The organism is Ideonella sp. A 288, assembly GCF_002198735.1.
Taxonomy (GTDB): Bacteria; Pseudomonadota; Gammaproteobacteria; order Burkholderiales; family Burkholderiaceae_C; genus Pseudaquabacterium.
In genome coordinates, this window is sequence record NZ_MWLO01000065.1 from 29,553 (window position 1) to 55,542 (window position 25,990).

20 protein-coding genes are annotated in these 25,990 nt (G+C 66.8%); 9 read left to right on the forward strand and 11 right to left on the reverse strand.

Annotated features, from left to right (window positions below):
• Positions 1–114 precede the first annotated feature (114 nt).
• A complete protein-coding gene (locus tag EOINJALH_RS04115) occupies positions 115–1,260 on the forward strand; it encodes a M20 family metallopeptidase (RefSeq protein ID WP_088279046.1) in 1,146 nt (381 codons plus the stop codon).
• 167 nt (positions 1,261–1,427) lie between these two features.
• On the opposite strand, the gene EOINJALH_RS04120 is transcribed toward EOINJALH_RS04115, so the two are convergent.
• Together EOINJALH_RS04120 and EOINJALH_RS04125 are read right to left on the reverse strand one after the other, a co-directional pair.
• A complete protein-coding gene (locus tag EOINJALH_RS04120) occupies positions 1,428–3,560 on the reverse strand; it encodes a TonB-dependent receptor (RefSeq protein WP_088279047.1) in 2,133 nt (710 codons plus the stop codon).
• A gap of 349 nt (positions 3,561–3,909) precedes the next feature.
• Positions 3,910–5,232: a serine hydrolase gene (locus tag EOINJALH_RS04125; protein ID WP_088279048.1), complete on the reverse strand. Its 1,323-nt coding sequence runs from the start codon at positions 5,230–5,232 to the stop codon at positions 3,910–3,912.
• Positions 5,233–5,339: 107 nt separating this feature from the next.
• On the opposite strand from EOINJALH_RS04125, the gene EOINJALH_RS04130 reads away from it, so the two are divergent.
• The 6 genes from EOINJALH_RS04130 (at position 5,340) to EOINJALH_RS04155 (ending at position 11,905) form a co-directional block, all read left to right on the forward strand.
• Entirely contained in the window at positions 5,340–6,005 is a 666-nt protein-coding gene (locus EOINJALH_RS04130; protein WP_088279049.1) for a cupin domain-containing protein, read from the forward strand.
• Positions 6,006–6,081: 76 nt separating this feature from the next.
• Positions 6,082–7,086 carry a DUF1611 domain-containing protein gene (locus EOINJALH_RS04135; RefSeq protein ID WP_088279050.1) on the forward strand — a complete coding sequence of 335 codons (1,005 nt, stop codon included), beginning with the start codon at positions 6,082–6,084 and terminating at the stop codon, positions 7,084–7,086.
• A complete protein-coding gene (gene dgcA / locus EOINJALH_RS04140) occupies positions 7,083–8,069 on the forward strand; it encodes an N-acetyl-D-Glu racemase DgcA (protein WP_088279051.1) in 987 nt (328 codons plus the stop codon). Before EOINJALH_RS04135 ends, dgcA begins: the two co-directional genes overlap by 4 nt.
• 50 nt (positions 8,070–8,119) lie before the next feature.
• A complete protein-coding gene (locus EOINJALH_RS04145) occupies positions 8,120–9,013 on the forward strand; it encodes an alpha/beta hydrolase (protein WP_158219643.1) in 894 nt (297 codons plus the stop codon).
• Between the two features lie 38 nt (positions 9,014–9,051).
• Positions 9,052–10,551 (forward strand): carboxypeptidase M32, encoded by a 1,500-nt coding sequence (locus EOINJALH_RS04150; protein ID WP_088279053.1) that lies wholly within the window; start codon positions 9,052–9,054, stop codon positions 10,549–10,551.
• Positions 10,535–11,905, forward strand: coding sequence for an MFS transporter (locus EOINJALH_RS04155; RefSeq protein ID WP_088279054.1), 1,371 nt, complete (start codon positions 10,535–10,537; stop codon positions 11,903–11,905). The genes EOINJALH_RS04150 and EOINJALH_RS04155 overlap by 17 nt, the downstream gene beginning before the upstream one ends.
• Positions 11,906–11,989: 84 nt before the next feature.
• On the opposite strand, the gene EOINJALH_RS04160 is transcribed toward EOINJALH_RS04155, so the two are convergent.
• The 9 genes from EOINJALH_RS04160 to EOINJALH_RS04200 form a co-directional block, all read right to left on the reverse strand.
• The gene (locus EOINJALH_RS04160; RefSeq protein ID WP_088279055.1) at positions 11,990–12,679 is read right to left on the reverse strand and encodes a nitroreductase family protein; all 690 of its coding nucleotides are present in this window, start codon (positions 12,677–12,679) and stop codon (positions 11,990–11,992) included.
• Entirely contained in the window at positions 12,676–14,781 is a 2,106-nt protein-coding gene (locus tag EOINJALH_RS04165; RefSeq protein ID WP_158219644.1) for a M3 family metallopeptidase, read from the reverse strand. Before EOINJALH_RS04165 ends, EOINJALH_RS04160 begins: the two co-directional genes overlap by 4 nt.
• 2 nt (positions 14,782–14,783) lie before the next feature.
• Positions 14,784–15,752 carry a serine hydrolase gene (locus EOINJALH_RS04170; protein ID WP_088279057.1) on the reverse strand — a complete coding sequence of 323 codons (969 nt, stop codon included), beginning with the start codon at positions 15,750–15,752 and terminating at the stop codon, positions 14,784–14,786.
• A gap of 47 nt (positions 15,753–15,799) precedes the next feature.
• Complete coding sequence (locus EOINJALH_RS04175) at positions 15,800–16,567, reverse strand: alpha/beta fold hydrolase (protein ID WP_144289855.1); 768 nt, start codon at positions 16,565–16,567, stop codon at positions 15,800–15,802.
• Entirely contained in the window at positions 16,557–18,302 is a 1,746-nt protein-coding gene (locus tag EOINJALH_RS04180; RefSeq protein WP_088279058.1) for a DUF885 family protein, read from the reverse strand. Before EOINJALH_RS04180 ends, EOINJALH_RS04175 begins: the two co-directional genes overlap by 11 nt.
• Positions 18,299–19,489, reverse strand: a complete 1,191-nt coding sequence (locus EOINJALH_RS04185; RefSeq protein ID WP_088279059.1) for an alpha/beta fold hydrolase — start codon at positions 19,487–19,489, stop codon at positions 18,299–18,301. Before EOINJALH_RS04185 ends, EOINJALH_RS04180 begins: the two co-directional genes overlap by 4 nt.
• A gap of 3 nt (positions 19,490–19,492) precedes the next feature.
• Positions 19,493–20,803 carry an MFS transporter gene (locus EOINJALH_RS04190; RefSeq protein ID WP_088279060.1) on the reverse strand — a complete coding sequence of 437 codons (1,311 nt, stop codon included), beginning with the start codon at positions 20,801–20,803 and terminating at the stop codon, positions 19,493–19,495.
• Between the two features lie 6 nt (positions 20,804–20,809).
• The gene (locus tag EOINJALH_RS04195) at positions 20,810–22,981 is read right to left on the reverse strand and encodes a TonB-dependent receptor (protein WP_158219645.1); all 2,172 of its coding nucleotides are present in this window, start codon (positions 22,979–22,981) and stop codon (positions 20,810–20,812) included.
• A 145-nt stretch (positions 22,982–23,126) separates the two neighbouring features.
• A complete protein-coding gene (locus tag EOINJALH_RS04200; RefSeq protein WP_088279062.1) occupies positions 23,127–24,200 on the reverse strand; it encodes an AraC family transcriptional regulator in 1,074 nt (357 codons plus the stop codon).
• 75 nt (positions 24,201–24,275) lie between these two features.
• Here EOINJALH_RS04200 and EOINJALH_RS04205 point away from each other — a divergent pair, with 75 nt between their 5' ends.
• Complete coding sequence (locus EOINJALH_RS04205) at positions 24,276–25,304, forward strand: dipeptidase (protein ID WP_158219646.1); 1,029 nt, start codon at positions 24,276–24,278, stop codon at positions 25,302–25,304.
• A gap of 554 nt (positions 25,305–25,858) precedes the next feature.
• The gene (locus EOINJALH_RS33430; RefSeq protein ID WP_404872731.1) at positions 25,859–25,969 is read left to right on the forward strand and encodes a transposase domain-containing protein; all 111 of its coding nucleotides are present in this window, start codon (positions 25,859–25,861) and stop codon (positions 25,967–25,969) included.
• Positions 25,970–25,990: the final 21 nt, after the last annotated feature.

Here is a 25,990-nt window from a genome sequence, read left to right on the forward strand (position 1 = left end):
CTCTGGCGCAACTCTGTCGAGACAAGTTGTCGAGCGTCCACCACGCCAACAAGTGGACAATATACTATCCATTTTTTGCAACGGTCCGTGCAACATTCGATAGGGGATCCCTGAATGACCAGTACCCAATCCCTGAACTTGGACGAAATATTGGCCGGAATCCGCGCCTGGATCGAAATCGAGAGCCCCACTGACGACCCCGAAGGCATGGCCCGTATGGCCTCCCGGGTGCAGGCCGACTACGAAGCCATCGGGGTGCGCGTTGAGCGCATTGCCGGCAGGGACGGGTTTGGCGACCATTTGCTGGCCATCGCCGACAAGCACTGCCCACCCGAGGCCGCCGGCGGACCGGGGCTGCTGATCCTGAGCCACATCGATACCGTGCACCCCATCGGCACCCTGGCCGGGCCTTTGCCTTTCCGCATTGAGGGCGACCGTGCCTATGGCCCAGGCGCCGAGGACATGAAGGGCGGCACTTACCTGGCGCTGGCCGCCGTGCGCCAGATCGGTCGGGCCGGCCTGCAGACGCACCTGCCGGTGCGGCATCTGATGGTCAGCGACGAGGAGATGGGCAGCGACACCTCGCGCGAGCACATCGTGCGCGAAGCACGACGGGCCAAGTTCGTGCTCGTCACCGAACCGGCCCGCTCGGGCGGCAAGATCGTCACGGCGCGCAAGGGGATCGCGGGTTTCACGGTCACGGCCCATGGCGTGGCGGCGCACGCCGGCGTCGAACACCACCTCGGTCGCAACGCCATCCACGAGATTGCGCACCAGGTGCTGGCACTGGAAGCGATGACCGACTACACGCGCGAGCTCACCGTCAGTGTGGGCCTGATCAAGGGCGGCACGCGGTCCAACGTGGTGCCAGACACAGCATCCGTGGAAGTGGATGTGCGCATGCCCAACCCCGAAATCGGCGAGGAAATCGTGCGTCGCATCCGAGGCCTCAAGCCCCACCTGGAAGGCGTCACGCTGACCGTCGAGGGCGGCATCAACCGCCCAGGGTACGAAAAGACGCCCGGGATCGCAGCGCTGTACGAGCATGCCAAAGGGCTGGCTGCCGAGATCGGCTTCGAGCTGATCGACCTGAAGACCGGCGGCGGCAGTGATGGCAACTTCACCGCCGCCATCGCTCCCACGCTCGATGGCCTTGGCGTCGATGGCGATGGAGGCCATACCCTGGACGAGAGGCTGTACATCAGCAGCATCATTCCGCGCACCCGGTTGTTGATGCGGTTGATGGAGACTCTGCGATAGCGGCGGCGGTTTCGCGTCGGTCAATCCCACCCGCAGCCCACCAGGCAGTGCCGCTCAGTTCGGCGGCACTGCACCTGGGCATTCAGCGATCCGGCTGCAGGCCTGGGGCTTGCAATGGGTCGCAGCCGCGATCGTGATGACGCGGCCCATCGCGTGCCGGCCGAGCTCTAGAACTGGGCCCGCGCCAGCACGCCGAGTGAGCGCGGTGCGACCCTGAAATCGGGCAAGCCGAAGATTCCCGGGAACGTCACGCCATTCGAATTGGTGAGGTTCTTGCCTTCCAGGTAGACCTGCCAGGTGGGCATTTCCACCCCGAGGCGTGCGTTCAGCGTGTCGATGTTGTTGCTGGCGGCATTCACACCTTGATTGCGGACGATGAACTTCACGGGATCGGAGTGCTGGTAGTCGAGCCGAGCCATGCCGGGCAAACCAGGCGCCCAGCTGAAACGATGGTTCAGTGACACCGAAGCCGTCTTCTTGGGCACGAAGTTCAACGGATCGCCCTGGTTGCGCTCCGCGGTCTTCACGTCGTACACAAGGTCAGAGTAGCCCAGCGCCACGTCGAGCGTCGTGGATTTGGTCAGCGCCGCCGACACAGTGATGTCCAGACCCGGCCCCGAGGCCTTGCCGGAGTTGACCGTGAGCGCCTGACAAGTTGCGGGCGTGCAACCAGGCGCCAGGTCTTGCGCCTGCACGTTGCTGTACTTGCTGCGGTACGCAGCCACTTCGTACTGCAGGGCGTCGGAAAACAAGGATCCTCGATTGCCGATCTCGACGCTGACGATGTCTTCGGGTCCGTAGTTGCGCGGCGTTGCCGTGGAATTGAAGCCACCGCTTCGGAAGCCCTTGGAGGCGGTGGCATAGAGCGCACCCTTGGCTGAATAGCGCCACAGCATGTTCAGCCGGGGCGTCGTGGCACTGAACTCCGCATGGTCGTTGTAGAGGGTCGAAGGCGTGCCTGGAGGCGCAAAGCCAGACGGCAGCTTGGAGCCGACGTTCTCCGCCTTCTCCTTGAACGAGCGCAGGCCACCGGTGAGCGACAACTGAGGCGACAGGGCGTAAGTCAGTTCGCCGAACAGGGCCGTCTGGGTGACGTTGGTGGGGCCGGTGCCATCGAAGCCACCCTGCAGCCGAAGCGTGGCATCGGTCCACACGTCCGAGGTGACGGAGTGCGTGTCGGTCTTGCGGTAGTAGGCTCCCGCCGTCCAGGTCAGAGGCCCCTTGTCATCCGACTCCAGGCGAAGCTCCTGGGTCGTGATCTTCTGCGACATGTCTTGCCGGTAGGCGCCGCCGGAGCTTGGTTTGGGCAGGACCAGCGCCTTGAAGGGCGCACCAGCATAGACGGCAGTCAGTTCAGAGGTGGTGTCGATCTTGCGATCGAGGTAGCCTGTGGAACTGACCAGTCGCACGCTGCCCAGGTCGACGTTCACCGCCAGGTTGAACAGGTCGGTCTTGTCCTTGGTCGGCGACGCGATGTACGAAGCGATGGCGCGCTCGGCGTTCGAGCCTGAACTGTTCTTGGTGTCGGTTTCGGTGTGGAAGAACATCGCCGTCACCTCGACATTCGCGCCTGGCTTCACCAGCAACTTGCCACGCAAGAAGTCGCGCTTGGCGCTGTTGATGTCCTTGGCACCGTTTGCGCTGTTGTCCACCCAGCCCGGCAGGTCTTCATGGCCGGCCACCAGCCGCATGCCCGCGACTCCCGTCGACAAGGGCACGTTCACCACGCCATTGGCGCGCCAGCCTGTCTGGCCGCCGCTCAGTTGGCTGAAGCCGGCTTCAACGCTGCCCTCGAACTTGTCCAACCGCGGCGCCCGGGTGATGAAGCGGATGGTGCCGCCCATCGAACCATCGCCGTACAGCGTGCCTTGTGGCCCCCGCAACACTTCGATGCGGGCCATGTCGACCAGGGGAACGTCGAGCGAGCGCTGCGCGTCCGGCATGTTCAGCGAGATCTCGTCGAGGTAGGTGCCGACCAGCGCGGCGCCGAAGCCCACGCCTTGCGAGAGGCCGCGCAGTTGGATACGGCTGGCGCCCGGTGCGTTCTGGTTGATGAACAGCGACGGCACCACCGATTGCATCTGCTGGATGTCGGTGACGCCGCGGTCGGCAATTTCGCTGCCACCAATGGCGGTGATCGAGTACGGCACATCGATCACCAACTGCTTGCGCTTGGACGCCGTGACCTCGACCAGCTGCTTGCCCGTTGACGCGTCGCCTGTGGTCTGGGCCATTGCCGGCCAAGACGCCAACACTGCGGCAATCGGGGTCAGCAAGATTTTGAGTGTGCGCGTGTCCATGCGGTCCGGTCCTTGGTGATGGGGTTGACTGCACCATGCTAGTGGTCAATATACTATCCGTCAACAGATCTGGTGCGGCTCGATGCAGGGTAAATCTGCCTATGCATGCGGCCTCTTGATCACTCGCCAGATGCTTCGGTGGTCTATTTAATAGACGACAGGTGGCCTCTCACATGACCGTACCGATCTCGGGTTCGCACACCGCACACGTCGATTCGCGCCCTCGATGATCGTGGCGCTGATGAAGCTCATGGGGCATCCGGGTCTGGTGTCGCTGGGCGGCGGCTTGCCATCGGATCGCCCAAGGTGTGGCCACACCGGCGCAGATCGTGCGTGGTGCGCTGGCCGCTCAGAGCGGCCAGGCCCAGTAGATCTTGTCCTGCGGCGTGGTACCCACCAGCAGGTGCTCGACACGCTCCAGGTAGCGGATGCGGTAGCGCCGCAGGCTGTGCGTGGCATGGCGCTGCTGCTCCACCAGGTCAAAGGCCAGTGGTTCGACGCCTGTCCACAGGTCGATGACGTTGCGCACTGCACTGCCATGAGCCACCACATGCAGCAGTTCGTCGGCAAAGCAGTCCTGATCGAGCGCGGTGCCGTTGCGAAACAGTTGCGTCTTGATCCTGGCGGTGAGGGCCGGCGAGTCATCCGGGATGGGGCGCAGCGACAGGGGCGTGCTGCCGGGCGCAAAGCTCTCCAGCGCGAATTGCGCCAGATACCGAACGGCACGGGTATTGCCCGGCGCCAGGTTGCACATGGCCACCACGCCACAGCCCTGGGCGGGCACCAGGACGGCCATTGCCGTCCAGCCGTCGTAGTGGCCTGCATGGTGACCGATGGCCGCTCCGCGGAGGGAATCGACAAACCAGCCGCATCCATAGGGCGATGGTCTCGACGTGCGCAGTGGCGCGGGCGAGAGCATCGTGGTCATGCTCGCCGTCGACAGCAGCCGAGGGCCCAACAGGGCCTGCAGCCAGACCAGCGCGCCTTGCGCCGTGAAGGAGATGTCGCCATCACCGATCACCTCACGCCGGGCACTGGCCCCATCGCGACCCGTGATGCCCAGGCCCTGCACGTTGGCATCCCGGGTCCATTGCGGGCTGGCCACCGTGGCGCCGACACAGCCCACCCGGTCGAACAGCGACTGCACTGCCGCTGCGTAGGGCCGCCCGGCCAACTCGGCGATCAGGAAGCCGAGCAGGATGTAGTTGGTGTTGGTGTAGATCCAGCCCTGGTCGGGCTCGAACGCCGTGGCCATGCTGCCGTAGGTGCGCATGAAGTCGCCGCGCCTTTCAGGCACCGTCTCGGACTCGGTATAGGCCAGGTACTCGGGCAGGCCGCTGGTGTGCCGCAGCAAGGACAGCACGGGGCGCTGCGACCATGCGGCCGGCAGATCGGCCAGGTAGCGGCCGATCGGTGCCTCGAGGTCCAATGCGCCGGCCTGGGCCAGGTCCAGCACCGCGCAAGCCGTGACATGCTTGCCCAAGGAAGCCACCGAGAACCAGGTGTCGGCGGTCACCGGCCGTTCGGAACCTGGGGCTTCGACGCCCGTGGTGAAGACACTGTGGCGCCCGGGCGCCACCAGGCCGATCGCCAGCCCCGGGATGCCGAATTCGCGCGCCTTGTCGGTCAGGGTGGCGGCCAGTGCGGCGGGCAGGGGTGATTGTTCGTGCATGGGCGGCCTTGGGTAGTGTTCAGTATCCTAGCCACTGACATGGGGCGCGGCAAGACCCGCAGGGTGGTCGCTAAACTCGCCATGCCACTTCGAAGTGCCATTGCCCCATGAAGACCAAGACGACGCAAGACGCCCGGCCCCGCAGGAAGTCGGCCGCCCCCAAGGCAAGCCCTGCAGTCGACGCCGGCGCTCCCGCCAAGCCGGGCACCGAGCGGTCCGATGTCGAACCTTCGGCCGGCGTCGGCGCACGGCTGCGCTACGTTCGCGAGTTGCACGGCCTGTCTCAGCGTGAACTCGCACGCCGCGCGGGCCTCAACCACGGCACCATCGGCTGCATCGAGAAGGAAACGATCTCGCCCTCTGTCGGCTCGCTGCGCAAGATCCTGGACAGCCTGCCGATGACGCTGTCGGAGTTCTTCTCGCTTGATCCGGACGTCGAGACGCAGATCTTCTTCCAGCGCGATGAGTTGCTTGAAGTCGGTGCCGGCGGCATCTCTCTGCTGCAGGTTGGACACAACCTCAAGGGTCGCCCCCTGCAGGTGCTGCTGGAGCGTTATGCACCCGGGGCAGAGACGGCTGCGCAGCCGTACAGCCACCAGGGTGACGAGGGCGGCGTCGTGATTCAGGGTCAGGTCGAAGTCACGGTCGGCGGCGTAGCCAAGGTGTTGGGGCCGGGCGACGGTTACCTCTTCTCCAGCCGCCTGCCGCATCGGTTCCGCAATGTGGGCGACGCCGAGGCGGTCGTGGTCAGCGCCAACACACCACCGCTGTAAGTCGCTGCGACGTTGCCGCGCCCTGGGGGCGAATCTCGGCTTTACGGCATTGAGTGGATGAAATAATATCCACTGTATGCCCAGTCTGCGAAAGCCCTATCTCCTGTTCCTCGGCAGCGTCACGCTGAAGTCGGATGCCAAGACCGGCTTCGGCCTGCGCGACTGGTGCCCCGCCGATGTGATCGGCCAATGGGCATTGCCCCAGGCCACCGTGAGCCTGGGTCTGCCGGTGATCGCGCCTGCAGAGGCTGCGGCGCAGGGCGCGGGCTCTTTGCTGATCGGTGTGGCACCGGTGGGCGGCCAGTTGCCGGAGTCCTGGGTGCCGACCCTGGTGCAGGCCTTGGACGCGGGGCTGGACATCGTCAGCGGCATGCACACGCGGCTGGAGAGCCATCCCGCCCTCGCCGCTGCAGCGGCACGCAGCGGTGCGCGGCTGGTGAACGTGCGTCACAGCGACGGGCCCTTGCCCACAGGCACGGGCCGCAAGCGCAGCGGCCTGCGTGTGTTGACCGTGGGCACCGACTGTGCGCTGGGAAAGAAGTACACCGCGCTGGCCCTGACCAAGGCGCTCCAGGCCCGCGGCGCGAAGGCCAGCTTCCGGGCCACCGGCCAGACCGGCATCATGATTGCCGGAGAAGGCATCGCCATCGACGCCGTCGTGGCCGACTTCATCGCCGGTGCAGCCGAGCAGCTGTCGCCCGACAACGCGGCCGACCACTGGGACGTGATCGAGGGCCAAGGCGCCCTGTTCCACCCGGCCTATTCGGGTGTGACCCTCGGGCTGCTGCACGGCTCGCAGCCTGACGCCCTCGTGCTCTGCCACGACCCCTCGCGCACCACGATCGAGGACTACCCGCACATCCCCTTGCCCAGCCTGCGAGAGGCCATCCGCCGCTATGTCGAGGCCGCGCAACTGACCAATTCTGCCGTGCGCTGCGTGGGCGTGGCGATCAACTCGTCCACACTGGGCGACGGCGCATGGACGCACTATCGCCAAGCGGTGGCTGGCGAGCTGGGCCTGCCGGTCTGCGACCCCATGCGTGGCGGAGTGGATGCCATTGCCCGGGTCTTGCTGGCATGACCTTGCGTGTCGAGCTTGCCATCGAGCACTGGCCGCTGCTGGAGCCCTTCGAGATCGCCCGTGAGGTGATGCACGACCTGCCCCTGATCGCGCTCAAACTGAGCGACAACGCAGAGCGTACGGGCTGCGCCGAAGCGGCAGGCGTGGACTACGACGGCGAAACGCTGGCATCGATGGCAGCGCAGATCGATTCGGTGGCCGCGCATCTGCGCGACGACCTCAGCGGAGCAGATCTGCTGAGGCTGATGCCAGCCGGCGGCGCACGTAACGCGCTCGACTGCGCGCTGTGGGACCTGCGGGCCAAGCAGGCCGACGTCCCGGCCTGGGTCTCGGCCGGCCTGCCGGCGCCCAAGCCCGTGATCACGGCCTTCACCCTCGGGCTGGGCAGCCCCGACGACGTTCGACGCAGAGCCCGTGCGGCGCGCGGTCTGCCGCTGATCAAGCTGAAGCTCGACGCGCACCGCCATCTCGAGCTCTTGCGCATCGTTCGCGACGAATTGCCCGACGCCCGCATCCTGGTCGATGCCAATCAATCGTGGACGGCCAGGCTGCTGTCGGAGCTGATGGACGGGTTGATTGCAGCAGGCGTCGAGCTCATCGAGCAGCCCCTGCCGCGTGGCGAGGATGCTGCCCTGGCGGGCCTGCGTTCGCCGATCCCGATCTGCGCCGACGAGTCCTGTACCGATCGGTCTTCTTTGCCCGCCCTGCAAGGCCGCTATCAGGTCGTGAACATCAAGCTCGACAAGTGCGGTGGTTTCACCGAGGCGCTGGCCTTGGCGCACGAGGCGCGGTCGCTGGGGTTCGAACTGATGGTGGGCAACATGTGCGGTACCTCCTTGGGCATGGCACCCGCCTTCCTGGTGGCCCAGTTCGCCCGGTGGGCCGATCTCGACGGACCTTTGCTGCAGGTGGGCGACCGCGCTGCGGCCATGACCTTCCACCTGGGCATCGTGCAGCCGCCTGAGACCGCCTTGTGGGGTTGACCGCGCAGATGCAAGACGACCCCTCACCCACCCCCATCAGGAAGCACCCAATGGAACCTGCCGAGAGCACAGCGCCCACCGCCGAGATGGCCCTGAACGCCCGAGTGATCGATTTCACCTCGAAGGTCAACGGCCGTGCCTATCGGCTGTTTGTCTCCATCCCCACGCGGCGGCCGACACCGCCCGAGGGGCATGCGGTGCTTTACCTGATCGACGGCAACCTGCACTTCGGCATCGCCGTCGACACAGCCCGCATCCAGGCCTGCTGGCCCGATGTCATCGACCCTGTCGTCGTGGGCATCGGCTACCCCACCGACAGTGTCAGCACCGCGCTGGACCTGCGCATGATCGACCTGACGACGCCGATCTCCGAAGAACGGTTGAAGAAGGGTTTCATCGCGAAGATGCCTCGGCCATCCGAAGGTTTTGGCGGCATGGACCACTACTTTCGCGTCATCGAGGAAGAGGTCAAGCCGCGTGTCGAGGCGTTGGTGGCCATCAACCGGCAGGACCAGGTGCTGATGGGCCATTCGCTGGGCGGGCTGACGACGCTGCATGCGTTGTTCCGCCACACCGCGTCGTTCCAGCAGTTCGTGGCCATCAGCCCATCCATTTGGTACAACGACCGTGCGGTGCTGGCGAACGAGGCCGGCTTCAGTGACCGGGTCCGGTCGGGGCAGGTCAAGGCCCGCGCGTTGATCACGGTGGGCGCGCTGGAGTCCACGTTTCGCTTTGTCCCCGGACTTCCCGCTGGCGAGCAAGACTTCCGCGACATGACCGAAGAGTGCCGCATGGTGCCCAACACGGTCGAGCTCGGCGCCAGGCTCGCAGCGCTCGCATCGCCCGGCTTCCATGTGGAAACCGTGGTGCACGAGGGCGACGACCACAACATGGTGCCGCCCGCAGGCATCGCGCGCGGCGTGCGCTTCGCCTTTCGGCGATAGACGCGGCGCTGCCGGGAACCGAATGCCGAGAGGTCTGAATGAGCCCGTCGCCTGCCTACGACGCCCTGGTGGCACACCACCGACGCGTGCATGACCTGGAGCATCTGCAGGCCATCGCCACGTGGGACCGAATGACCCACATGCCGCCCGCAGGCGGACCCGCTCGCGCGGCCGCTCAGGCGGCGCTTGCCGTGTTGATCAAGCAGTTGCAGGCCGATCCCACCCTCGCCCGGCAGTTCGAGGCCGCCGCTGACGAGCCCTTGCTGGGCGATGCGGCACTGAACTTCGCGCGCATGCGACAGGCGCGTCGCATCGAAGCCGCGATTCCCGCGGCCCTGGCCGAACGCCGTGAACTCGCCACTGGTGCGGCCATGCAGGCCTGGGGCCGCGCCCGGCAGGACGACAACTGGGACACCTTTGCCGACGCGTGGGCGCCGGTGGTGGCCGTGACGCGCGAATCGGCCACGCGGCTGGGCGATGCCTTGGGTCTGCAGCCCATGGACGCCTTGCTGGAGCGTTGGGAGCCGGGCCTGCGCATGGCTCGGGTCAACGCCTTGTTTGGGCAAGTTCAGGGGTGGCTGCCGCCGCTGCTTGAACAGGCCTTGGTTGCGCAGGCCAACTCGCCGCAGCCGTTGGAGCCTGTCGGCCCTTTTCCAGCGTCAGCGCAGCAACGGCTGTGCGAACAGGTGATGGCCTTGCTCGGCTTCGACTTCGATGCCGGCCGCCTGGACACCACGCAGCACCCCTTCACCGGTGGCGTGCCCGAAGACGTGCGGACGGCCACCCGTTTCGACGAGGCCAACTTCCTGCCGGCCCTGGTCGGCACCATTCACGAGACGGGGCATGCGCGTTACCAACAGAACCTGCCACGGGCCTGGCTGGGCCAGCCGCTGGCCGGGCCACACTCGGCCGCCCTGCACGAAGGCCAGGCGTTGATCTTCGAGCGCCAGCTGGCGCCCGAGCCCGCCTTCTGCCAGCTGCTGGCGCCGCTGCTGCACCAGGCCTTTGGTCCTCAGCCCGCGTTCGAGCCGGGCAACCTGACGCGGCTGCTGCAACGCATCCGGCCCGGCCCCATCCGCGTTGCGGCCGACGAGTTGACCTACCCACTGCACGTCATCGTTCGCGTCGACATCGAGCAGGCTCTGGTGGCGGGCGAGATCGGGGTGGGTGACGTGCCCGCCTGGTGGCACGAGCGCATGCAAGCTCTGCTGGGCGTGGGACCGCAGGCCGCTTTCAGCCAAGGCCCCTTGCAAGACCCGCACTGGGTGCACGGCATGTTCGGCTACTTCCCGGCCTACCTGCTGGGTGCCATGGTGGCGGCGCAGTGTTTCGACGCCCTGCGGCGTGAAGTGCCAGACCTGCCAGACCAGGTGGCGGGCGGCAACTGCAGGCCCATCGGTGATTGGCTCGCCCCGCGCATCTGGCAACAGGGTGCGCGCCACGATCTGGATGCCATGTTGAAACAAGCCACCGGCAAACCCTTGTCCGCCACCGCACTGCGTGAGCAACTGGAGCAGCGCCATGGCCGCCTCCACTGAGGCCGCAGTACCACTGCCAGAGGGCGCTGCCGCCGAGCGGGCGCCGATGTCCGCATGGGTCAGCCTGCTGGTGCTGGTGGCCTTGGGCCTGTACACCTACATGGACCGGCAGATCTTCGGATTGCAGGCCGAGCCCTTGCGCAAGGCGCTGGGGCTGTCTGACTTGCAGTTCGGCCTGTTGCAGGGGGTCAGTGTGGCCCTGTTCGCGGCCGTGGTCGGCTACCCCATCGCGTGGTTGTCAGACCGCTTTGACCGCCGCACGGTGCTGGCCGGCTGCATCGCCACCTGGAGCCTGGCCGTTGGTGCCTGCGGCCTGGCGCGTGACTTCAACGAACTGTTTGTCACCAGTGCCTTGGTGGGCGCGGCCGAGGCCGGCTTGCTGCCGATCGCCTATGCCTTGATTCCTGAACTGTTCCGCGGCGGCCAGCGGCAGTTGGCCAACTCCTTGTTCATCGTCACCGGGCGCTTGGTGGTGGGTCTGGTCATTGCGATGTGCGGGTGGATGATCCACGCCATTGACCTCTGGCGGCCGCTGCTGCCCGACGTGCTGCAGGCCTTGCCGACCTGGCGACTGGCATTCTTTGCCACGGCCCTGCCGGGCATCGTGTTCGTGCCGATGATCCTGTTGCTGCCCATCAACAAGCGTGGGCCGGCCCGACCGCCCCCGGGTGCCGCGACGGCTGTGCAAGCCAAGCAGCCGTCGGTCTGGCCGTTCTTGCGCAGCCAGCGTTTCTCGTTTGCCACCTTCATGTTGTCGGTGGGCTTGCTGGTGTTCGGCTTTGGCGCCACCGGCGCCTTCATCCCCGTGGTGGCCATGCGCCAGATGGGCGTGACATCGCTGGACCTGGGCAATGCGATGGGCATCGCCACGTTCGTGTCATCGGCCGTGGGGTTGTTGATCGCCAATGTGGGCATGAAGTGGCTGACACCTCGGCTGGGCCCGATGTTGCCCGTGCGGGTTCTGGCCTTCGCCGCGGCAGCCAGCGGTGTCTTTGCCGCAACGCTCTACTTGGCGAGGACGCCGGTGGAGCTGTTCACACTGATGGCCTTGCACCACACCTTCCTGATGGCCGGCACGATGGTCTTCCCCACGGCACTTCAAGAGATGACGCCGCAACCTATGCGTGCGCGCCTGATTTCGCTGGTCATCATGTTCAACATGGTGCTGGGTTCCCTGAGCCCCGCCGTGGTGGGCGCCATCTCCGACGCCCTGAAGTCGCGTCCCGATGGCCTGATGCTGGCGATGACGGCCACATCCACGACCGCCCTGATGTTGGCCGCTGGATTGATGCTGCTCTGCGGCCGTGGCTATGTGCAGACCACACGCGCAGCGCGCGCCGTGGAGGCGGGCTGAGCATCCGCCTGCGCGCTTGAAGTGGCGCAGAAGCCCTGCTGCATTGCGCCGCGGGGCGTCTTGGCCTTCAGTCTTCGGCGGGTCCTACCCAAGCCATTGCGCAATAGCGGTCAGCGGCTTCTTGATGCCACCGTGCACCGGCACCTGGCAGCCCGCCTTCGGGTAGCCCACGACGAGCAGGATGATCGGTTTCTCTGAACTCGGCCGGCCACACAGCTTGTTGAGAAAGCTCATCGGGTTGGGCGTGTGCGTCAGCGTCGCCAACCCGGCGTGGTGCAGTGCGGCGATCAGGAAGCCCGAGGCGATGCCCACCGACTCGGGCACGTAGTAGTGGCTGAACTTCTCACCATCCGGATGCACGCCGTACTTCTGCGCAAAGATGGCGATCAGCACCGGCGCCTCTTCCAGGAAGGGCTTGTTCGAGTCGGTGCCCAGCGGCGCCAGTGCGTCCAGCCATTCCTGCGGCGCGCGTTCGTTGTAGAAGCTGCGCTCCTCGACCTCGGCCGCCTCGCGCACGCGACGCTTGTGCTCGGGGTCGGTGATGACGCTGAAGAACCAGGGCTGCTGGTTGGCGCCCGATGGCGCGGTGCCAGCGGCCAGAAGGCAGTGTTCGATGACCTCGCGCGGCACGGGCCGGCTGTCGAAGTCGCGCACCGTACGGCGGCGCTGCAGATCGGCATGGAAGGCGCGTGCGCGCTCCACCATCTCTGGTTGCGGGTACTCGCGGTAGGCGGGCAGCGGCTCCAGGATGTACGGGTCAGGGTTGCGGGTCATGTCTTTGGCATTTCGGCAGGGAGCTGCAACCCGAATCGCCGGTGCAGCGGCGTCGGGTCGGGGTCATGGCCGGCGAAGCTGCGGAACGCCTGGTCGGCCGGCACGCGGTGGCCCACGCTCAGGATGTGGTCGATCCACCGCTTGGACGTGGCTGCATCGTAGATGCCGCCGGGCGAAAGCTCGAAGGCTTGCACCGCATCGGCCGCCATCACATCGGCCCACAGGTACGCGTACAGCCCGGCCGCATAGGCACCGATGAAGACATGGAAGTTGTGCGTCACGCGCATGATCAGGTCCCAGGCCTCGGGCATGCCCAGTTCGGCCAGCGTATCGTTCTCCACCTGCACCGGGTCGATCGGCTGGCCGCTGCCATCAGCCCGCAGATGCAGCCGCATGTCGACGATGGCCGGCAGCAGGAAGTCGGGGTTCAGGCTGAAGATGCGGTCGTACTTCAGGCCCTGTTCGATGCGGTCGACCAACTGCGGCGCAATCGGCTCGCCGGTGACATGGTGGCGCGCAAAGCGGGCCAGCAGTTCGCGGTCGCGCAGCCAGCGTTCGTTGATGAGCGCCGGCAGTTCGACGAAGTCCCAGGCCACATGCTGGCTGCCCAATGACCGGTACGCGGAGGTGCAATGCAGCATGTGCAGCGCATGGCCGAACTCGTGGAAGAAGACGTTGGCGTACTCCCAGGGCAGCAGCGCGGGCTGGCCTTTGTCCATGTCAGGCGGCGGTGGGAATGTGGAGTACACGCCTGAGATCGGCAGCACGCGGCCGCGGAAGTGCTCGGCCTCGCGGTACTGGGTCTGGTAAGAGCCGTGCGCCTTGCCAGGGCGGTTGAACAGGTCGAAGTAGATGACGCCGATGACCTCGTCGCCGCGGCTGACCTCAAAGACGCGCACCGTGGGGTGGATGAGTGGCGCGCCTTCGATGGCCTTGAAGGCCAGACCGTGCACGCGGCCCGCGGCCCAGAACATGGCCTGCAGTACGGCATCCAGTGGGAAATGCGCCTTCACAGCGTCGCCGTCGAGGCCGAAGCGTTCGCGGCGCAGCCTTTCGGCGTAGAACTGCCGGTCCCAGGGGGCCAGTCGGATGCCAGCCCCTTCGCGGTCGGCCAGGGCCTGATAGTCCGCGATCTGCGCCAGCGCGCGCGGCTTCACGCTGGCCCAGGTGCGATGCAGCAGGGCCAGTGAGGTTTCAGGCGTGCCAGCCATGCGGTCGGCCAGCGCCAGGTGCGCGTAGCTCGGGTAGCCCATCAGGCGCGCCAGTTCGCCGCGCAGTTGCAGGATCTCGGTGGCCACGGGCTTGTTGTCCTGGGGACCGGTGTTGTCGCCGCGGTTCGTCCACATGCGCCAGACCTGTTCGCGCAGGTCACGCCGGGTGCACAGCGTCAGAAATGGCCACACGGCGCCGCGCGCATTTGGAATGGCCCATTGGCCCGGCCGGCCCCTCTCGGCCGCAGCCGTTGCGGCGGCGGCGCGCAGCGCATCGGGCAAGCCGTCCAGCCCTGACTCGTCACCGATGAAGACGACTTGCTCGCCGGCCTCTTCGATCAGGTTCTGGTTGTAACGCGAAGACAGGGTGGCCAGACGCCCGTTGATGGCTGCCAACCGCGCCTTGGCCGCAGGCGCCAACCCGGCGCCAAGGCGCTGCAGGCGCTTGCGCAAGACTTCTACCAGCCGTTGCTGCTCGAGCGACAGGCCAGCCTGCATGCGCTTGTCCCACACGGCGTTCAGCCTCGTGTACAGACGCTCGTCGTGCGCGATTTCGTTGTCCAGCGCTGCCAGCATGGGCGCAATGCGCCGCGTGACCGCGGGCATGTCGCCCAGGCTCAGGCTGTTCGCGTGCACCTGGTAGACGCACAGCACCCGGCGCAGGGCACAGCCACAGGCTTCCAGGGCCTCGGCCGTGTTCTCGAAGGTGGGCGGTGCGGTGCTCGACACAATGGCCTGCACCTCGGCACGCTTCATCTCTATCGCCGCGCGCACGGCATCTTCGATGGCGGCAGGGCTGACACCTTCCAGCGGCGGCAGGCCGCCATAGGGGCCGGGCCAGGGGGCAAGCAGGGCCTGGGCGTCGGCCGAGACGGTTGCGTTCGGTTCCATCGTCATTCGATCGCAGTTCGCATCATCGCGCGTGCCAGGCCGCTGGCCATCCTCTCGCGCAGGTCGGCATCGGGCGCCTGCTGGCCGAGCCGCACCAGGATCAGAGCCAGTGACGGCACGACCATCAGCACGCGATTCTCCGAGCCGAGGGCAAACAGGGCATCGGCCGGCGCGGTCGGCACCAGGCTGCCGTCGCCCTGACCGCGGTTCGGTACGATCCAATGCGTGCCGCCGTTGAGCCACCACAGGCGGCCGTAAGCCGGGTGCAGGGCAGTGCGGCGAAAGATCGCCGACAGTCCCGCTGAGCTGACTAGGCGTGCACCGTTCTCAGCGAGTCCGCCGTCGAGCACAAACTGGCCCAGGCGCGCCATGTCGCGCGGCGTCGTCACGAGGCCGCGCGAGTTGCCAAGGAGGGCAGCGAGTTCGTTGCTGCGCTGACACCACCCGGTGTCCACCATGCCAAGTGGTCCCGTCAACCTCGTCTGGGTCAACGCACCGATCGACTGACCTTCCGCCGCTTCGAGTACGGGCAGCATCAGCGCATAAGCCGGCGTGTTGTAGTGGTGGCGGGTACCGGCCGGCGCCTCAAAGCGAAGTGAGTCGTCCAGGCCCGAGCACATTTCGAGCAGGTGCCGCACGACGATCGCAAGCTCCTGCGCTGGGTCTGCATGCGACCAGCCGCGGCCGACGTAGTTCGATACCGGCTGTTCCAGGTCGAGCCGGCCATCGTCAACCGCGATCGCGGCCAACAGCGCGACCAGGCTCTTCTGCTGCGAAGCCACGTCTTCGCGCAGAGCGCCGTCGCACGCAGTGCCATGCAGGTAGCGCCGCTCGAACACGTCGCTGCCGGCGGCCACCGGCCAGTTCCGTTCGAGCACCGTGCGACGGTTCTCCAGCACGAGCAGGCCGGTCGTGCGCTGGCTCTCGCAGTACGACGCCAGGTCGCCGAGGGCGGCTTGATCCCAGGCCATTGCGCCAGCAACGCCCGGCTGTTCCAAAGGTGTTGAGCTTGACGGTTTCACGTCAGCACGGAATCGAGGAAGCTGCGCACTGGCGGCACCGCCAGCTCTGGCACCATGCACACGCCATGGCCCTGGCCCGCGATTTCGTGCACCGTCCAACCCTGCTCCTCGAGCTGCACGCGGTGCTCCCGGATGATCGACGCGATGCGGATCGGGATGCCAGCCTCAATGAGGTCGCCTTCACCGCCGAAGAACGCCATCTTCGGGCAGGCGATGCGGGCCACGGACTCGGCCTCGGCCTCGGGCCAGTTCAGCATGCTCGCGTAGTAGGTTTCCCACTGACGGTACTGGCCCTTCGACCGCAGCACCTTGAGCGATGAAGGCTCGGGGTCGGCCTGCTTCAGCCGCGTGGCCTGCAGGATGCCCGCATAGGGCGCACCCAGCGGGGGCCAGCCGCCCAGCACCAAGGCCGTCAGCCGGTCGGTGCGCGCGGCCAGTTGAAGCCCGACGGCGGCGCCCCAGGAATAGCCCCAGTAGACGAAGCGGTCGAAGCCGGCCGCGCTGGCCACGGCCAGCAGATCGGCGCACACGCGATCGGCCGTGAGAGCTTCCGGCGCGATGTCACGGCTGCCGCCGATGCTGGGGTAGTCAACGCGCAGCACACGGTAGCGGTCGGTCAGCCGGTTCAGATAGCCGTCGAGCACCGGCTGCATCTCGCTGCCGAACAGCTCGGTGAACGAGGCCATCAGCGGCAGGCCGATGAGCAGGGGTTGGCCATGTCCCTGCACGTCGTAGAACACGCCGCTGGCCGGGTCAAGGGGCATGCGATACCTCGTCGGGCTTCCCCAGGGCGGAGGTCTGGCGCCGCAGCCAGTCGCTCACGAGGTCATCCAGCACCGGCAGTGTCACCGCGCCGGCGTTCATCACGGCAGCATGGAAGTCGCGGTGCCGAAAGCGCGTGCCGAGTGTCGCTTCGGCCCTGCGACGCAGTTCGCGGAACTTGAGGTTGCCGATCTGATAACCCAGCGCCTGCGCTGGCAGCGCAGCGTAGCGGTCGACTTCGCCCTCGATCGTCTCGCGCGAGAGGCTCAGGCGTTCGGACATATACGCCACCGCCTGCTCTCGGCTCCAGCCGCGCACGTGGATGCCGGTGTCGACCACCAGGCGCACGGCGCGCCACATCTCCATTTCCAGGCGGCCATAGTGCTCATGGGGCGTGGTGTACAGCCCCATCTCGACGCCCAGCGTCTCGCAATACAGCGCCCAGCCTTCGACGCAGGCGGTGTACTTCACCGCGCCATAGCGGCGGAAGGCCGGCAGCTCGGTCTGCTCGTTCATCAGCGCCATGTGCATCAGGTGGCCGGGCCAGGCTTCGTGCACGACGAGTGCGGGGTGCAGATAGCTCGGCGCCTTGGACGGCAGCCCGCTGATCCAGAAGATGCCGGCAGACGTTCCGTCGGCCGGGCTGGGCTGCGCGTAGGCCGGCGGCATGCGCGCCGACACGGCGTCCGGGATGCTCTGCACGCCGTAGGTGATGCGTGGGATCAGGCCGAAGAATTCCGGGATGCGCCGGTCCACGCGCTTGCACAAGGCCTCGATGCTTTCACGCAAGGCGTCGCGCGACGGGGCGATGAACTGAGGGTCTGACGCCAGGAAGGCGCGGTAGCCCGGCACGTCGCCGGCGTGGCCCGCGTCGCCTGCGACGGCTTGGATGTCGCGTTCCAGGCGCGCCACCTCGGCCAGGCCCAGTGCATGCACCTCTTCGGGATCGGCGGTGGTGCTGGTGAAGTGCTGCAACCAGGTACGGTAGTACGCGGCACCGGCAGGGCCGTCCACGCAACTCAGTGATTCGCGCGCGCCGCGCTCCACCAGGCTCTCCACGAAATCGGCCCAAGCCTGCAGTGCGGGCAGCAAGGCGTCGCGAACCACGCCCAGGGCGCGTTCGGACTGGGCCCGCACCCCAGGTTGCGCCGCAGCCGGTGAACGCTGGAAGGGCGACATCCAGGCCGAGGCTTCGGGTATGGCGCCCAGGATGCCGCGCGTGTTGGCAGCCGCGCTCTGCAGCACGACCCGGGGATAGCGGTAACCGCGCGCATGGCCGGCTTCGATGTTGGACTGCACGTCGCGCAGGTAGGCTGGCAGGCCGGCGAGACGGTCCACGTACAGCGCTGCGGCCGCGGCATCGGTGAGGCTGGTCGAGTTGGCCCAGAACATGGCCGTGAAGTCGGGCCCGGCCGGGAACAACCAGGGCCGCTGCCAGGAATCGACAGCGTGCTGCGCCCGCAGCCCCGCCAATTCGCGCTTGATGAGCGCCAGTGTGGCGCGCTCTTGGGCATTCAAGGGGCCGGCGTCGATCTGTTCCGCAAGCGCCAGCAAATGCCCTGCATCGTTGTCGCGGCGTTGGTGGTCGGCCGCAGATTCACGGAACAGCACCGCGTCGTGCAGCGTCTGGCCGGCGAGTACGGCCGACAAGGGCAGCTCACGACACTCGAAGGCCCAATAGTGCTCAGCCAGCGTTGCCAACGCCTGCGGTGCGATCTGCTGGGTCTGCTCGTTCATGGGCCCTGCTCCCTGGGTGCGCCGCAGATCGCCTCGCGCATCACCGCAATCGTCCAGTCCGGCATCTCGTAGACGAAGTTGTGGCCAGCCCCTTTGGGCGCGACGATGCGCCGCGAGCGGGTGGACGTGGCCAGGTAGCGTTCGCGCGTGGCTGCAAAGAAGTGGAACATGCGCCGGGCGTTCTCGGCGCCGCCGGTCTGGGCTTCGGGCAACAAGGCAATGTCGCCGTCCTCGTCGTCCTTCGGGCCCACCAGCCACACCGGCAGGTCGCCCAGGTCGCGGTCATAGACCACCGTGTCCCAGGCCACGGCGGCCACGCCTTCGGGGCTGAGTTCGCTGTAGATGGACGCTTGCGCGAAGAAGTTGCCCGCGTTCGCCTCCACCGTGCGCGCGGCGGCCACCTCGGGCCCCAGCACGGCCTGGGTGGCCTCCATGGCTTGTTTGTAGGCAGGCACCTGGGCCATGCGGGCGTTGTGCCGGGCCAGCAGGTTCACGCCAAAGAGCTGCGCGAAGCCGCCCAGCCAGGCGGTGCGGCGCATCTCCTTCAGCGCGCCCAGGCGCGGGCCGAACACGATGGTTTCCAGCGGCGTGGGGTCGAGCAGCACCAGCGTGTGCACCAGGTCCGGCCGGCGGCGCGCGATGTTGGCTGCGAGCAGCCCGCCGAAGGAATGACCCGCCCAGATGAACGGGCCTTGTTCGCCAGCACGCTCCAGCGCCAGCACAATCTCGTCGGCCTCGCGCGCGGTGGTGCGCGGGAAGGGGCCGGCGTCGCTCCACCCGGTGCCGGGGCGGTCGATCAGGATCGAGCGGGTCTCACCGCGGAACGCGCGGTGCAGGTGGTGCATGGCGTAGCCGCTGGCGTGGCCGCCGGCAAACCAGATCACGGGCACACGACCGGGCGGTGTGCTGCCTTCGGCCGTCAGGTGCACGCGGTAGCCGCCCAGATCGACCAGCCGGCCGGGCGGCGGCGTGGCCCGGCGTGCGCGCGACAGTGCCCACAGATGGTGGATGGAGGCCGAACCAAGCACCACGCCCAGCACGACCCCCAGTGTGGCCAGTGGCCAGCGCAACGCGGCGGGGGCCACCATTGCCAGGCCGAAGAAGGGCAGGCCGACGACCGCGGCGATGAGCAGCCCGGATGCATCGTGGCTGAGCACGGCCAGCAGGGTGTTGCGCCAGCGATTCACGGCTCAGGCCACCTTGGTCAAGGTGGATTCACCACCAGTGGTGGCCTCGCGGCTTTCAGGCAGCCACCAGGCAGCCAGCGCCGCGGCGCCCATGCAGGCTGCCGCCATGATCAAGGCCAGGTCGTAGCTGCCGGTACGGTCGTGCACCAGGCCGGCCAGCCAGGGCGAGATGCCGCCGCCCGCTGCAGTGGCCACCATCTGCGTGGCGCTGGCGCGGCCGAAGGTTTCGGCGCTGAAGTAACGCCGCGCCAGCAGCAGGCTGACGCTGTTGTCCCCGCCCGAGCACAAGCCCAGCAAGCCGCCCGCCGCGATGCTGACCCACAGCCCCCCACCGGCATAGATCACCAGCGTGGCCAGCATGGGCACGGCCATCACGATCACCGCCAGTCGCGAAGCTGGCATGCGGTCGGCCAGCCAGCCGGCCAGCAGGTTGCCGGTCAGGCCACCCAGGCCGACCAGACTCATCGCGAACGCCGCCTGCCCGGGGGTGGCGCCGCGGTCTTGAAGCAGTGCGGCGAAGTGCATGAAGATGGCCCCCACGCCCAGGGCGAACAGCATGTTGAACAAGGCCAGTTTCCACCAGATGGCGTCGCGCAGGAAGGCGGCCATCGACCCGGGGCCGTTGGCACCGGGAGCCGCTGCCATGGAGGCAGGTGGGCGCGCATCCGGCATGGCTGATACGCCGCGGCGCGCCGCCGGGTCGCGTTCGCGGACGAACAAGAGCGCCGCCACGCCGCAGGTCATCAGACTCAGGCCCGCCATGACCATGAATGCCTGGCGCCAGCCGAACTGGCTGATGACGGCCTGCGTCCACAGTGGATGCAGGATGCCGCCGACGCCGCCGCACGCGAACAGCAGGCCCAGGGCCCTGCCCAAGGATTGGTCGAACCAGCCTTGCACCAGCTTGGCCAGGCTGAGCAAGGACGCGCCGGCGGCGGTCACCATCAACGCCAGACACAAGCCGTAGTACACCCACACGCTGCCCTGCATCATCGAGAAGGCGGCGAAGTTGAGCGACTGCAGCACCACGCCCGCCAGGATCAGCGGGCGCAGCGGCACCTTGTCGACGACCCACCCGGTCAGCGGCGCGACCAGCGGCGTGAACAAGGTGGCCAGGGTGAGGGCAAAGGCGATCTCGCCGCGGCTCCAGCCCAGGCTCTGCTGCAAGGGCAGCAGAAACAGGCCGAAGGTGCTGCCATAGAGCGCGGACACGCCGAACATGGCGAGCACGCCGCTGCCGGCCAGCGCACGCCAGCTGGCAGCGGAGTCGAGGGGCGCGACCTGCGGTGAAGGCCGTGGGGCGGTCGCGTCCATCCAGCCTCAGAAGTCGTAGCGCACCGAGAAATCCAGCGTGCGGGGGCGCTGCAGGTAGTACTGCTGGAAGGCCTGGTTGCCGTCCGGTGTGCCCTGGATGTTCATGATGCCCCGCTTGTCGGCCAGGTTGCTCAGGCCTGCCGCCAGGGTCCAGTTGCCCTTGTTGAAGTTCACGCCCAGGTCCACCGTGTCGTAGGCGGGCGCCTTGTAGAACGCAGTGAGATCGATCACACGTTCACCGACATGCGTGTGCGTGATGTTGAACCGCCCCGCCGAGCCCAGCGGACCCGTGAAGCGGTAATTGCCCTGCAGGGCGGTCTGCAGTTTGGCGGTGCCTGGCAGCCGCGCACCGGAGGCGATGGTCACGGGTCTGCGGCCCGCCAGCGTCTGCACGTCCTTGGTGGTCTTGGCGTCGATGCTGGCCAGCGAGGCCGCCACGTCGAAGGCCGGGTTGATGCGCCAGCGCAGCGCGGCTTCCAGCCCGGTGCTGCGGGCCTTGCCGACATTGCCGATGCCCGAGAAGGCCAGTTGGCCACGCTGCTCGAAGTAGGTGAACTGCGCGTTGGTCCAGTCCAGCAGGAAGGCCGTCAGGTCCAGTTGCACACCCGTTGCCGGCGACAGGCGAACACCCGTCTCGTAGTTCCACAGGCTGTCGGACTTGAAGGTCGACTGCGGCGGCCCTTCGTTCACGCCACCGTAACGGTAGCCCTTGGAAGCCAGGGCGTACCACATGTTGTCTCCGAAGCGGTACTTGACGCTGACCTTGGGCGTGTTGCCGCTGTCGCCGCCGGCCAGCACTGGCCCGTTGCTCGGGGCACCGAAGACCGAACCGGTCTGCTGGAACGAGGTGCTGGTCTTGTAGACACGGCCACCCAGCCCTGCGCTCCAGCCGCCGCCCAGGCTGTACTCGCCGTCAAAGAAGGCCGCCTTCTCCGTGCCTTTCGAGGTGGTCTTCAAGTCCACCAGGTCCACGACGCCAAACGCTGCCGTGGCGTCGCTTTGCTTGGCCGCACTGTTGCCCTTGTTGGTTTGGTAGAACACGCCAGCCACCCAGCTGAGCGCGCCACCGGGCTTGCTGCTGATGCGCAGTTCCTGCGATTTGGCGTCACTGCTGCTGGCGGCGATACGCGCCACCAGCGGCAGTTGCAGCCCCAGCGTGCCAAACAGCCGGGTGTCGTCTCCATTGGCGTTGGTCTTGGTCTTCCAGTAGCCGGTGACGGACGTCAGGATCGCGCCGCCCAGGTCGTAGTCCACCGTCAGGCTGGAGAAGTCGAACTGCGAGCTGCCGCGGCCGAGCGTGGGGTTGTCGTGTTCCAGCCTCTTCGGGTCACCAAAGACATAGCTGAAGTCGTCCTGCCTGGTCTTCTGCGTGCTGGCCAAGAAGGTGGCCGTCAGTTCACGCAAGGGCTTCACGGTGACCAGCACCCGGCCGCCGGTCTGGCGCACTTCGTTGGCGTCCTGGGTGTTGGTGCCCTTGTTGTCGATGTAACCCGGTGAGGTTCGATCAAAGGCCACCACGCGCAGCGCCGCCGCGTCACCGAGAGGCGCATTGACCATGCCGTACAGCGACGCCGCGGTCTTGCCTTGCGACACGCTGCTGGTCCCCACCTGAACCGCGGCACCGAAGGCTTTCAGCTCTGGCTTGGCCAGCAGATAGCGCACCGCGCCGCCGAGTGACCCCGAACCGAACAGTGCGCCCTGCGGCCCGCGCAGCACCTCGATGCGGTCCAGGTCGAAGGGCAGGATGTCTGTCACCACACCCTTGAAGATGGGCGAGGCCAGGGGCACGTCTTCCAGGTACGAGCCGCTCGCGTTCTGCTGCGCACCGCCGCTCTCGGGTGAGGCCTGACTGCTCAGGCCCCGGATGGTGATGCCACTGCCGTTGGGATCGCCTCGGTTGAGCTGGACGCCGGGCGTCAGCTTCAGAAAGTCTTCCTGGTCGCGCGCACCGCGGCGCTCGAGATCGCTGCCCTGCAACACCGACACCGTGCCGGCCACCTCGCGCTGCTTCTCGAGCCGCTTGTTGGCCGAGATGACGATGGTTTGCGTGCGGTCCTCGTCAGCCTTGTCTGCCGGCGACTGCTGCGCCGCGGCTGGCTGCGATGCCATCAAACCCGCCACGGCGAGGGCGGCTCCCAGGCCGGTCAAGCGAAAGGGAAAGCGTTGCGGGCTTGTCATGGTGCGGGTCCTTCTTTGGGCAGGTGGGCTGAAGACTCCATGCCACGATAGGGGCCCGTCAAACCGGCAGCATTTGAACTTGCACCAAAGATTTAGGCGATCGGCACGACCTCGCGTTCGCATGGCCTGCCTGATCGGGTGAACCCTAGGTTCGAGCAGGGTCGCCCACATCGCCTGCGTTCAGCGACAGGTTGAAGGGCGCGCGGTGCTGTCGATACTGGCGCGGCGACATCCCCACATGGCCGCTGAATGCCGCCGCAAAGCTGCTTTGGTGCCCGTAGCCCACGCGCTCGGCGACCTGGGCAATCGTGAGCGTGGCGGCAAGCAACAGTTGCTGCGCCTCGCGCATCCGGCGCTCCAGGCAGTACTCCGCCATCGTCACGCCAAAGGCTTCCTTGAAGACGGCCTTGAGCTTGTTCTGGTTGGTGCCGATTTCGCTGGCCAGCTCGGCGAAAAGCGGTGGTTTTCGATAGCTGTGCTCCAGCCGGGCCAAGGCGGCATGCGCCAGTTCCACGTCGCGCAGCCGGTTCAGCGCAGTGCCACGCAGCAGCGGCACATGCTGCATGGCGTCCAGGGTGTAGGCCACCAGTTCAGCCAGGCGGCCGGCGTATTGCAACACGCGCATCTCGCCTTCCAGGCGTGTGTCGATGGTGTCGGCCAGCAGCGCAGCCAAACGATGGTCGAGCGGAAACGACGCGATGCGACCGACCTCGGCCGATCCGGTGACCGCGTCTCGCACCAAAGGCGGCAGATCGCCCGGCAGCAGCCCATAGCGCGCCGCGAAGGCTGACGCACGAAAGATGGCCACCAGGCCCTGCTGGCGGACGCCGCCTGCGATGTCGACGGTTTGCGGCCGGCCTTTGGGCAGGCACACCAGCGTCACTTCCGGACGGTTGAAGACCAGTTGTGCCGAACTGCCCACCTCAAAGGCGACATCGCAGCACAGCGATGCGCGCAGCATGATCAACGCCTCATCGGTGTCGTAGCGCCAGCGTGTGGTGCGAGGCAGCACGCAGTTGATCACCGTCAGCAGCAGGTCCTGGTCGAGGCGCACGGTGTCCGATGTGCCGCTGCCGCCTTCGTGAGCATGCAAGGTGCGCACGCCTTGGCGTGCAAAGCGCTTGAAGCTATGTTCACTGGCGCCGGCGCGAAAGGCTTCCTGGTCGAAGTCCAGCGGCGACCAGGCGTCTTCGGTGGGCTTTGCTGCACGGCTGGGCATGCGTTCGGTACTCCTAAATTTCCGTGTTCAGAGCCTAACCCATCCAGGCCCGAGCTGGCCTATGGTTCGCTCTGCATGAACCCGACACCCAAGCCAGCCCGAGAGAAAGCGGCAGCCTTGCTGCGCCAGAGCATCGTCTGGGACAACCACGGCTGCATGCCGGTAGCACGCCCTCACGACACATCCTTCCTCCCGCAGTTGCAGCGCTACCGTGCAGCCGGCATGAGTGCGGTGATGCTCAATGTGGGTTTCGGCGACATGGGCATCGAAGAGCACGTGCGCACCTTGGCCAGCCTGCGCCACTGGATCCGGTCACGGCCCGAGGAATACATCCTGCTGAGCACCGCCGAGGACGTCGAGCAGGCGCATGCCACGGGCCGGCTGGCGGTCGGATTCGACATCGAAGGCGCCAACGCGGTGGCCGACCAGCCCAGTCTGGTGTCGCTGTACTACGACTTGGGCGTGCGCTGGATGCTGCTGGCCTACAACAACAACAACCGTGTCGGCGGGGGCTGTCAGGACGAAGACACCGGTCTGACGGCGTTTGGCCGCGAAGTCGTCGCAGAGATGGAGCGGGTTGGCATGCAAGTCTGCTGCAGCCACACCGGGCACCGGACGGTTCGAGATGTCTTCGACGTGGCGACCCGGCCCGTCATCTTCTCGCACAGCAACCCCAGCGCGTTGCATCCGCACCCGCGCAACATCCCCGACGACCTGATCCGAGCCTGCGCCGCAACCGGCGGCGTGGTGGGCATCAATGGCATCGGCAGCTTCCTGGGCCAGAACGACAACAGCAGCGAGACCTTTGCCCGCCACATCGACCATGTGGCGCAGCTGGTCGGGCCGCAGCACGTGGCACTGGGCCTGGACTATGTGTTCGACACCCAAGAGCTGGATGACTACCTGGCCAAGATGGGCCACACCTTTCCGGCTGAACTGGGCTACGTGAAGGGCATGCGCATGGTGGCACCGGAACAGTTGCCAGGTATCGTGGAGACACTGCAGAACTGGGGTTACGGCGATGCGGACCTGCAAGCCGTACTCGGTGGCAACTTGATGCGGCTCGCACGCGCCGTTTGGAAGCCCGGCAGTAACCTGGATTGAACCCAGTTGCTGTCTATCGAATACCGCATTGACGGGTTGATCAACTCGCAGCAACGCAAGTTGGCTATGCGCGTTCGAATGCGGAAATTGAGCATCAATGACGGCTTTGTGCGGATGAACTGAGTGACAGCTCATGGCCGGCTCTAGGTGGCCGCGAACGGCGGCTTCGTAGACTCACAGCCCGGAAGAAGTCGGTCCCAGTGTCAGGCAGGCTGGGGGGCACCTGACCGGCCGGTTTGGGTCGGCAGCACCCGTTCGCGAAACATGGGAGCTGTCGTTGGATGCGGTGACCTAGTGGCCTCACCACTTATCCACAAAGTTGGGGACGAACGGCAGGTATCTGATCAGAGCGGCCAACTGGCCCGGCGAACCCTGAGCGGCAGGTATCGGCGTGCACCGACATTCGTCCGCCAGAACCGAACGGCTGCTGGCAGTCTGCAGCCGCCATGTCACCGCCTTCGCTCGCGAGCTTGTTCAGCTCTCCGGGTTCACCAAACTAGTCAGGCTCTGAACCCAGGGACCATGCGCCACTCGAACGATATCTGTCGGCTGCCATCGATGGCTACCGCTACCTCAGTGCGTTGCTGGTTGCGCTGCCCAGAGCCAAGACCGTCGAAGACTACGAGGCCCTGCTGCCCTGGCGCATTGCCGCGGCCGATCGCTGATCAATGACCGGCGCACAGCGC

Bases quoted from the DNA above. Each gene is read 5' to 3' on its own strand.
- EOINJALH_RS04130 (WP_088279049.1), top strand. From the start codon at position 5,340: ATGAAGACCAAGACGACGCAAGACGCCCGGCCCCGCAGGAAGTCGGCC.
- EOINJALH_RS04195 (WP_158219645.1), bottom strand. From the start codon at position 22,981: ATGACAAGCCCGCAACGCTTTCCCTTTCGCTTGACCGGCCTGGGAGCC.
- EOINJALH_RS04135 (WP_088279050.1), top strand. From the start codon at position 6,082: ATGCCCAGTCTGCGAAAGCCCTATCTCCTGTTCCTCGGCAGCGTCACG.
- EOINJALH_RS04175 (WP_144289855.1), bottom strand. From the start codon at position 16,567: ATGCCCCTTGACCCGGCCAGCGGCGTGTTCTACGACGTGCAGGGACAT.
- EOINJALH_RS04115 (WP_088279046.1), top strand. From the start codon at position 115: ATGACCAGTACCCAATCCCTGAACTTGGACGAAATATTGGCCGGAATC.
- dgcA (WP_088279051.1), top strand. From the start codon at position 7,083: ATGACCTTGCGTGTCGAGCTTGCCATCGAGCACTGGCCGCTGCTGGAG.
- EOINJALH_RS04125 (WP_088279048.1), bottom strand. From the start codon at position 5,232: ATGCACGAACAATCACCCCTGCCCGCCGCACTGGCCGCCACCCTGACC.
- EOINJALH_RS04155 (WP_088279054.1), top strand. From the start codon at position 10,535: ATGGCCGCCTCCACTGAGGCCGCAGTACCACTGCCAGAGGGCGCTGCC.
- EOINJALH_RS04160 (WP_088279055.1), bottom strand. From the start codon at position 12,679: ATGACCCGCAACCCTGACCCGTACATCCTGGAGCCGCTGCCCGCCTAC.
- EOINJALH_RS04145 (WP_158219643.1), top strand. From the start codon at position 8,120: ATGGAACCTGCCGAGAGCACAGCGCCCACCGCCGAGATGGCCCTGAAC.
- EOINJALH_RS04165 (WP_158219644.1), bottom strand. From the start codon at position 14,781: ATGGAACCGAACGCAACCGTCTCGGCCGACGCCCAGGCCCTGCTTGCC.
- EOINJALH_RS04150 (WP_088279053.1), top strand. From the start codon at position 9,052: ATGAGCCCGTCGCCTGCCTACGACGCCCTGGTGGCACACCACCGACGC.
- EOINJALH_RS04180 (WP_088279058.1), bottom strand. From the start codon at position 18,302: ATGAACGAGCAGACCCAGCAGATCGCACCGCAGGCGTTGGCAACGCTG.
- EOINJALH_RS04170 (WP_088279057.1), bottom strand. From the start codon at position 15,752: ATGGCCTGGGATCAAGCCGCCCTCGGCGACCTGGCGTCGTACTGCGAG.
- EOINJALH_RS04205 (WP_158219646.1), top strand. From the start codon at position 24,276: ATGAACCCGACACCCAAGCCAGCCCGAGAGAAAGCGGCAGCCTTGCTG.
- EOINJALH_RS04200 (WP_088279062.1), bottom strand. From the start codon at position 24,200: ATGCCCAGCCGTGCAGCAAAGCCCACCGAAGACGCCTGGTCGCCGCTG.
- EOINJALH_RS04190 (WP_088279060.1), bottom strand. From the start codon at position 20,803: ATGGACGCGACCGCCCCACGGCCTTCACCGCAGGTCGCGCCCCTCGAC.
- EOINJALH_RS04120 (WP_088279047.1), bottom strand. From the start codon at position 3,560: ATGGACACGCGCACACTCAAAATCTTGCTGACCCCGATTGCCGCAGTG.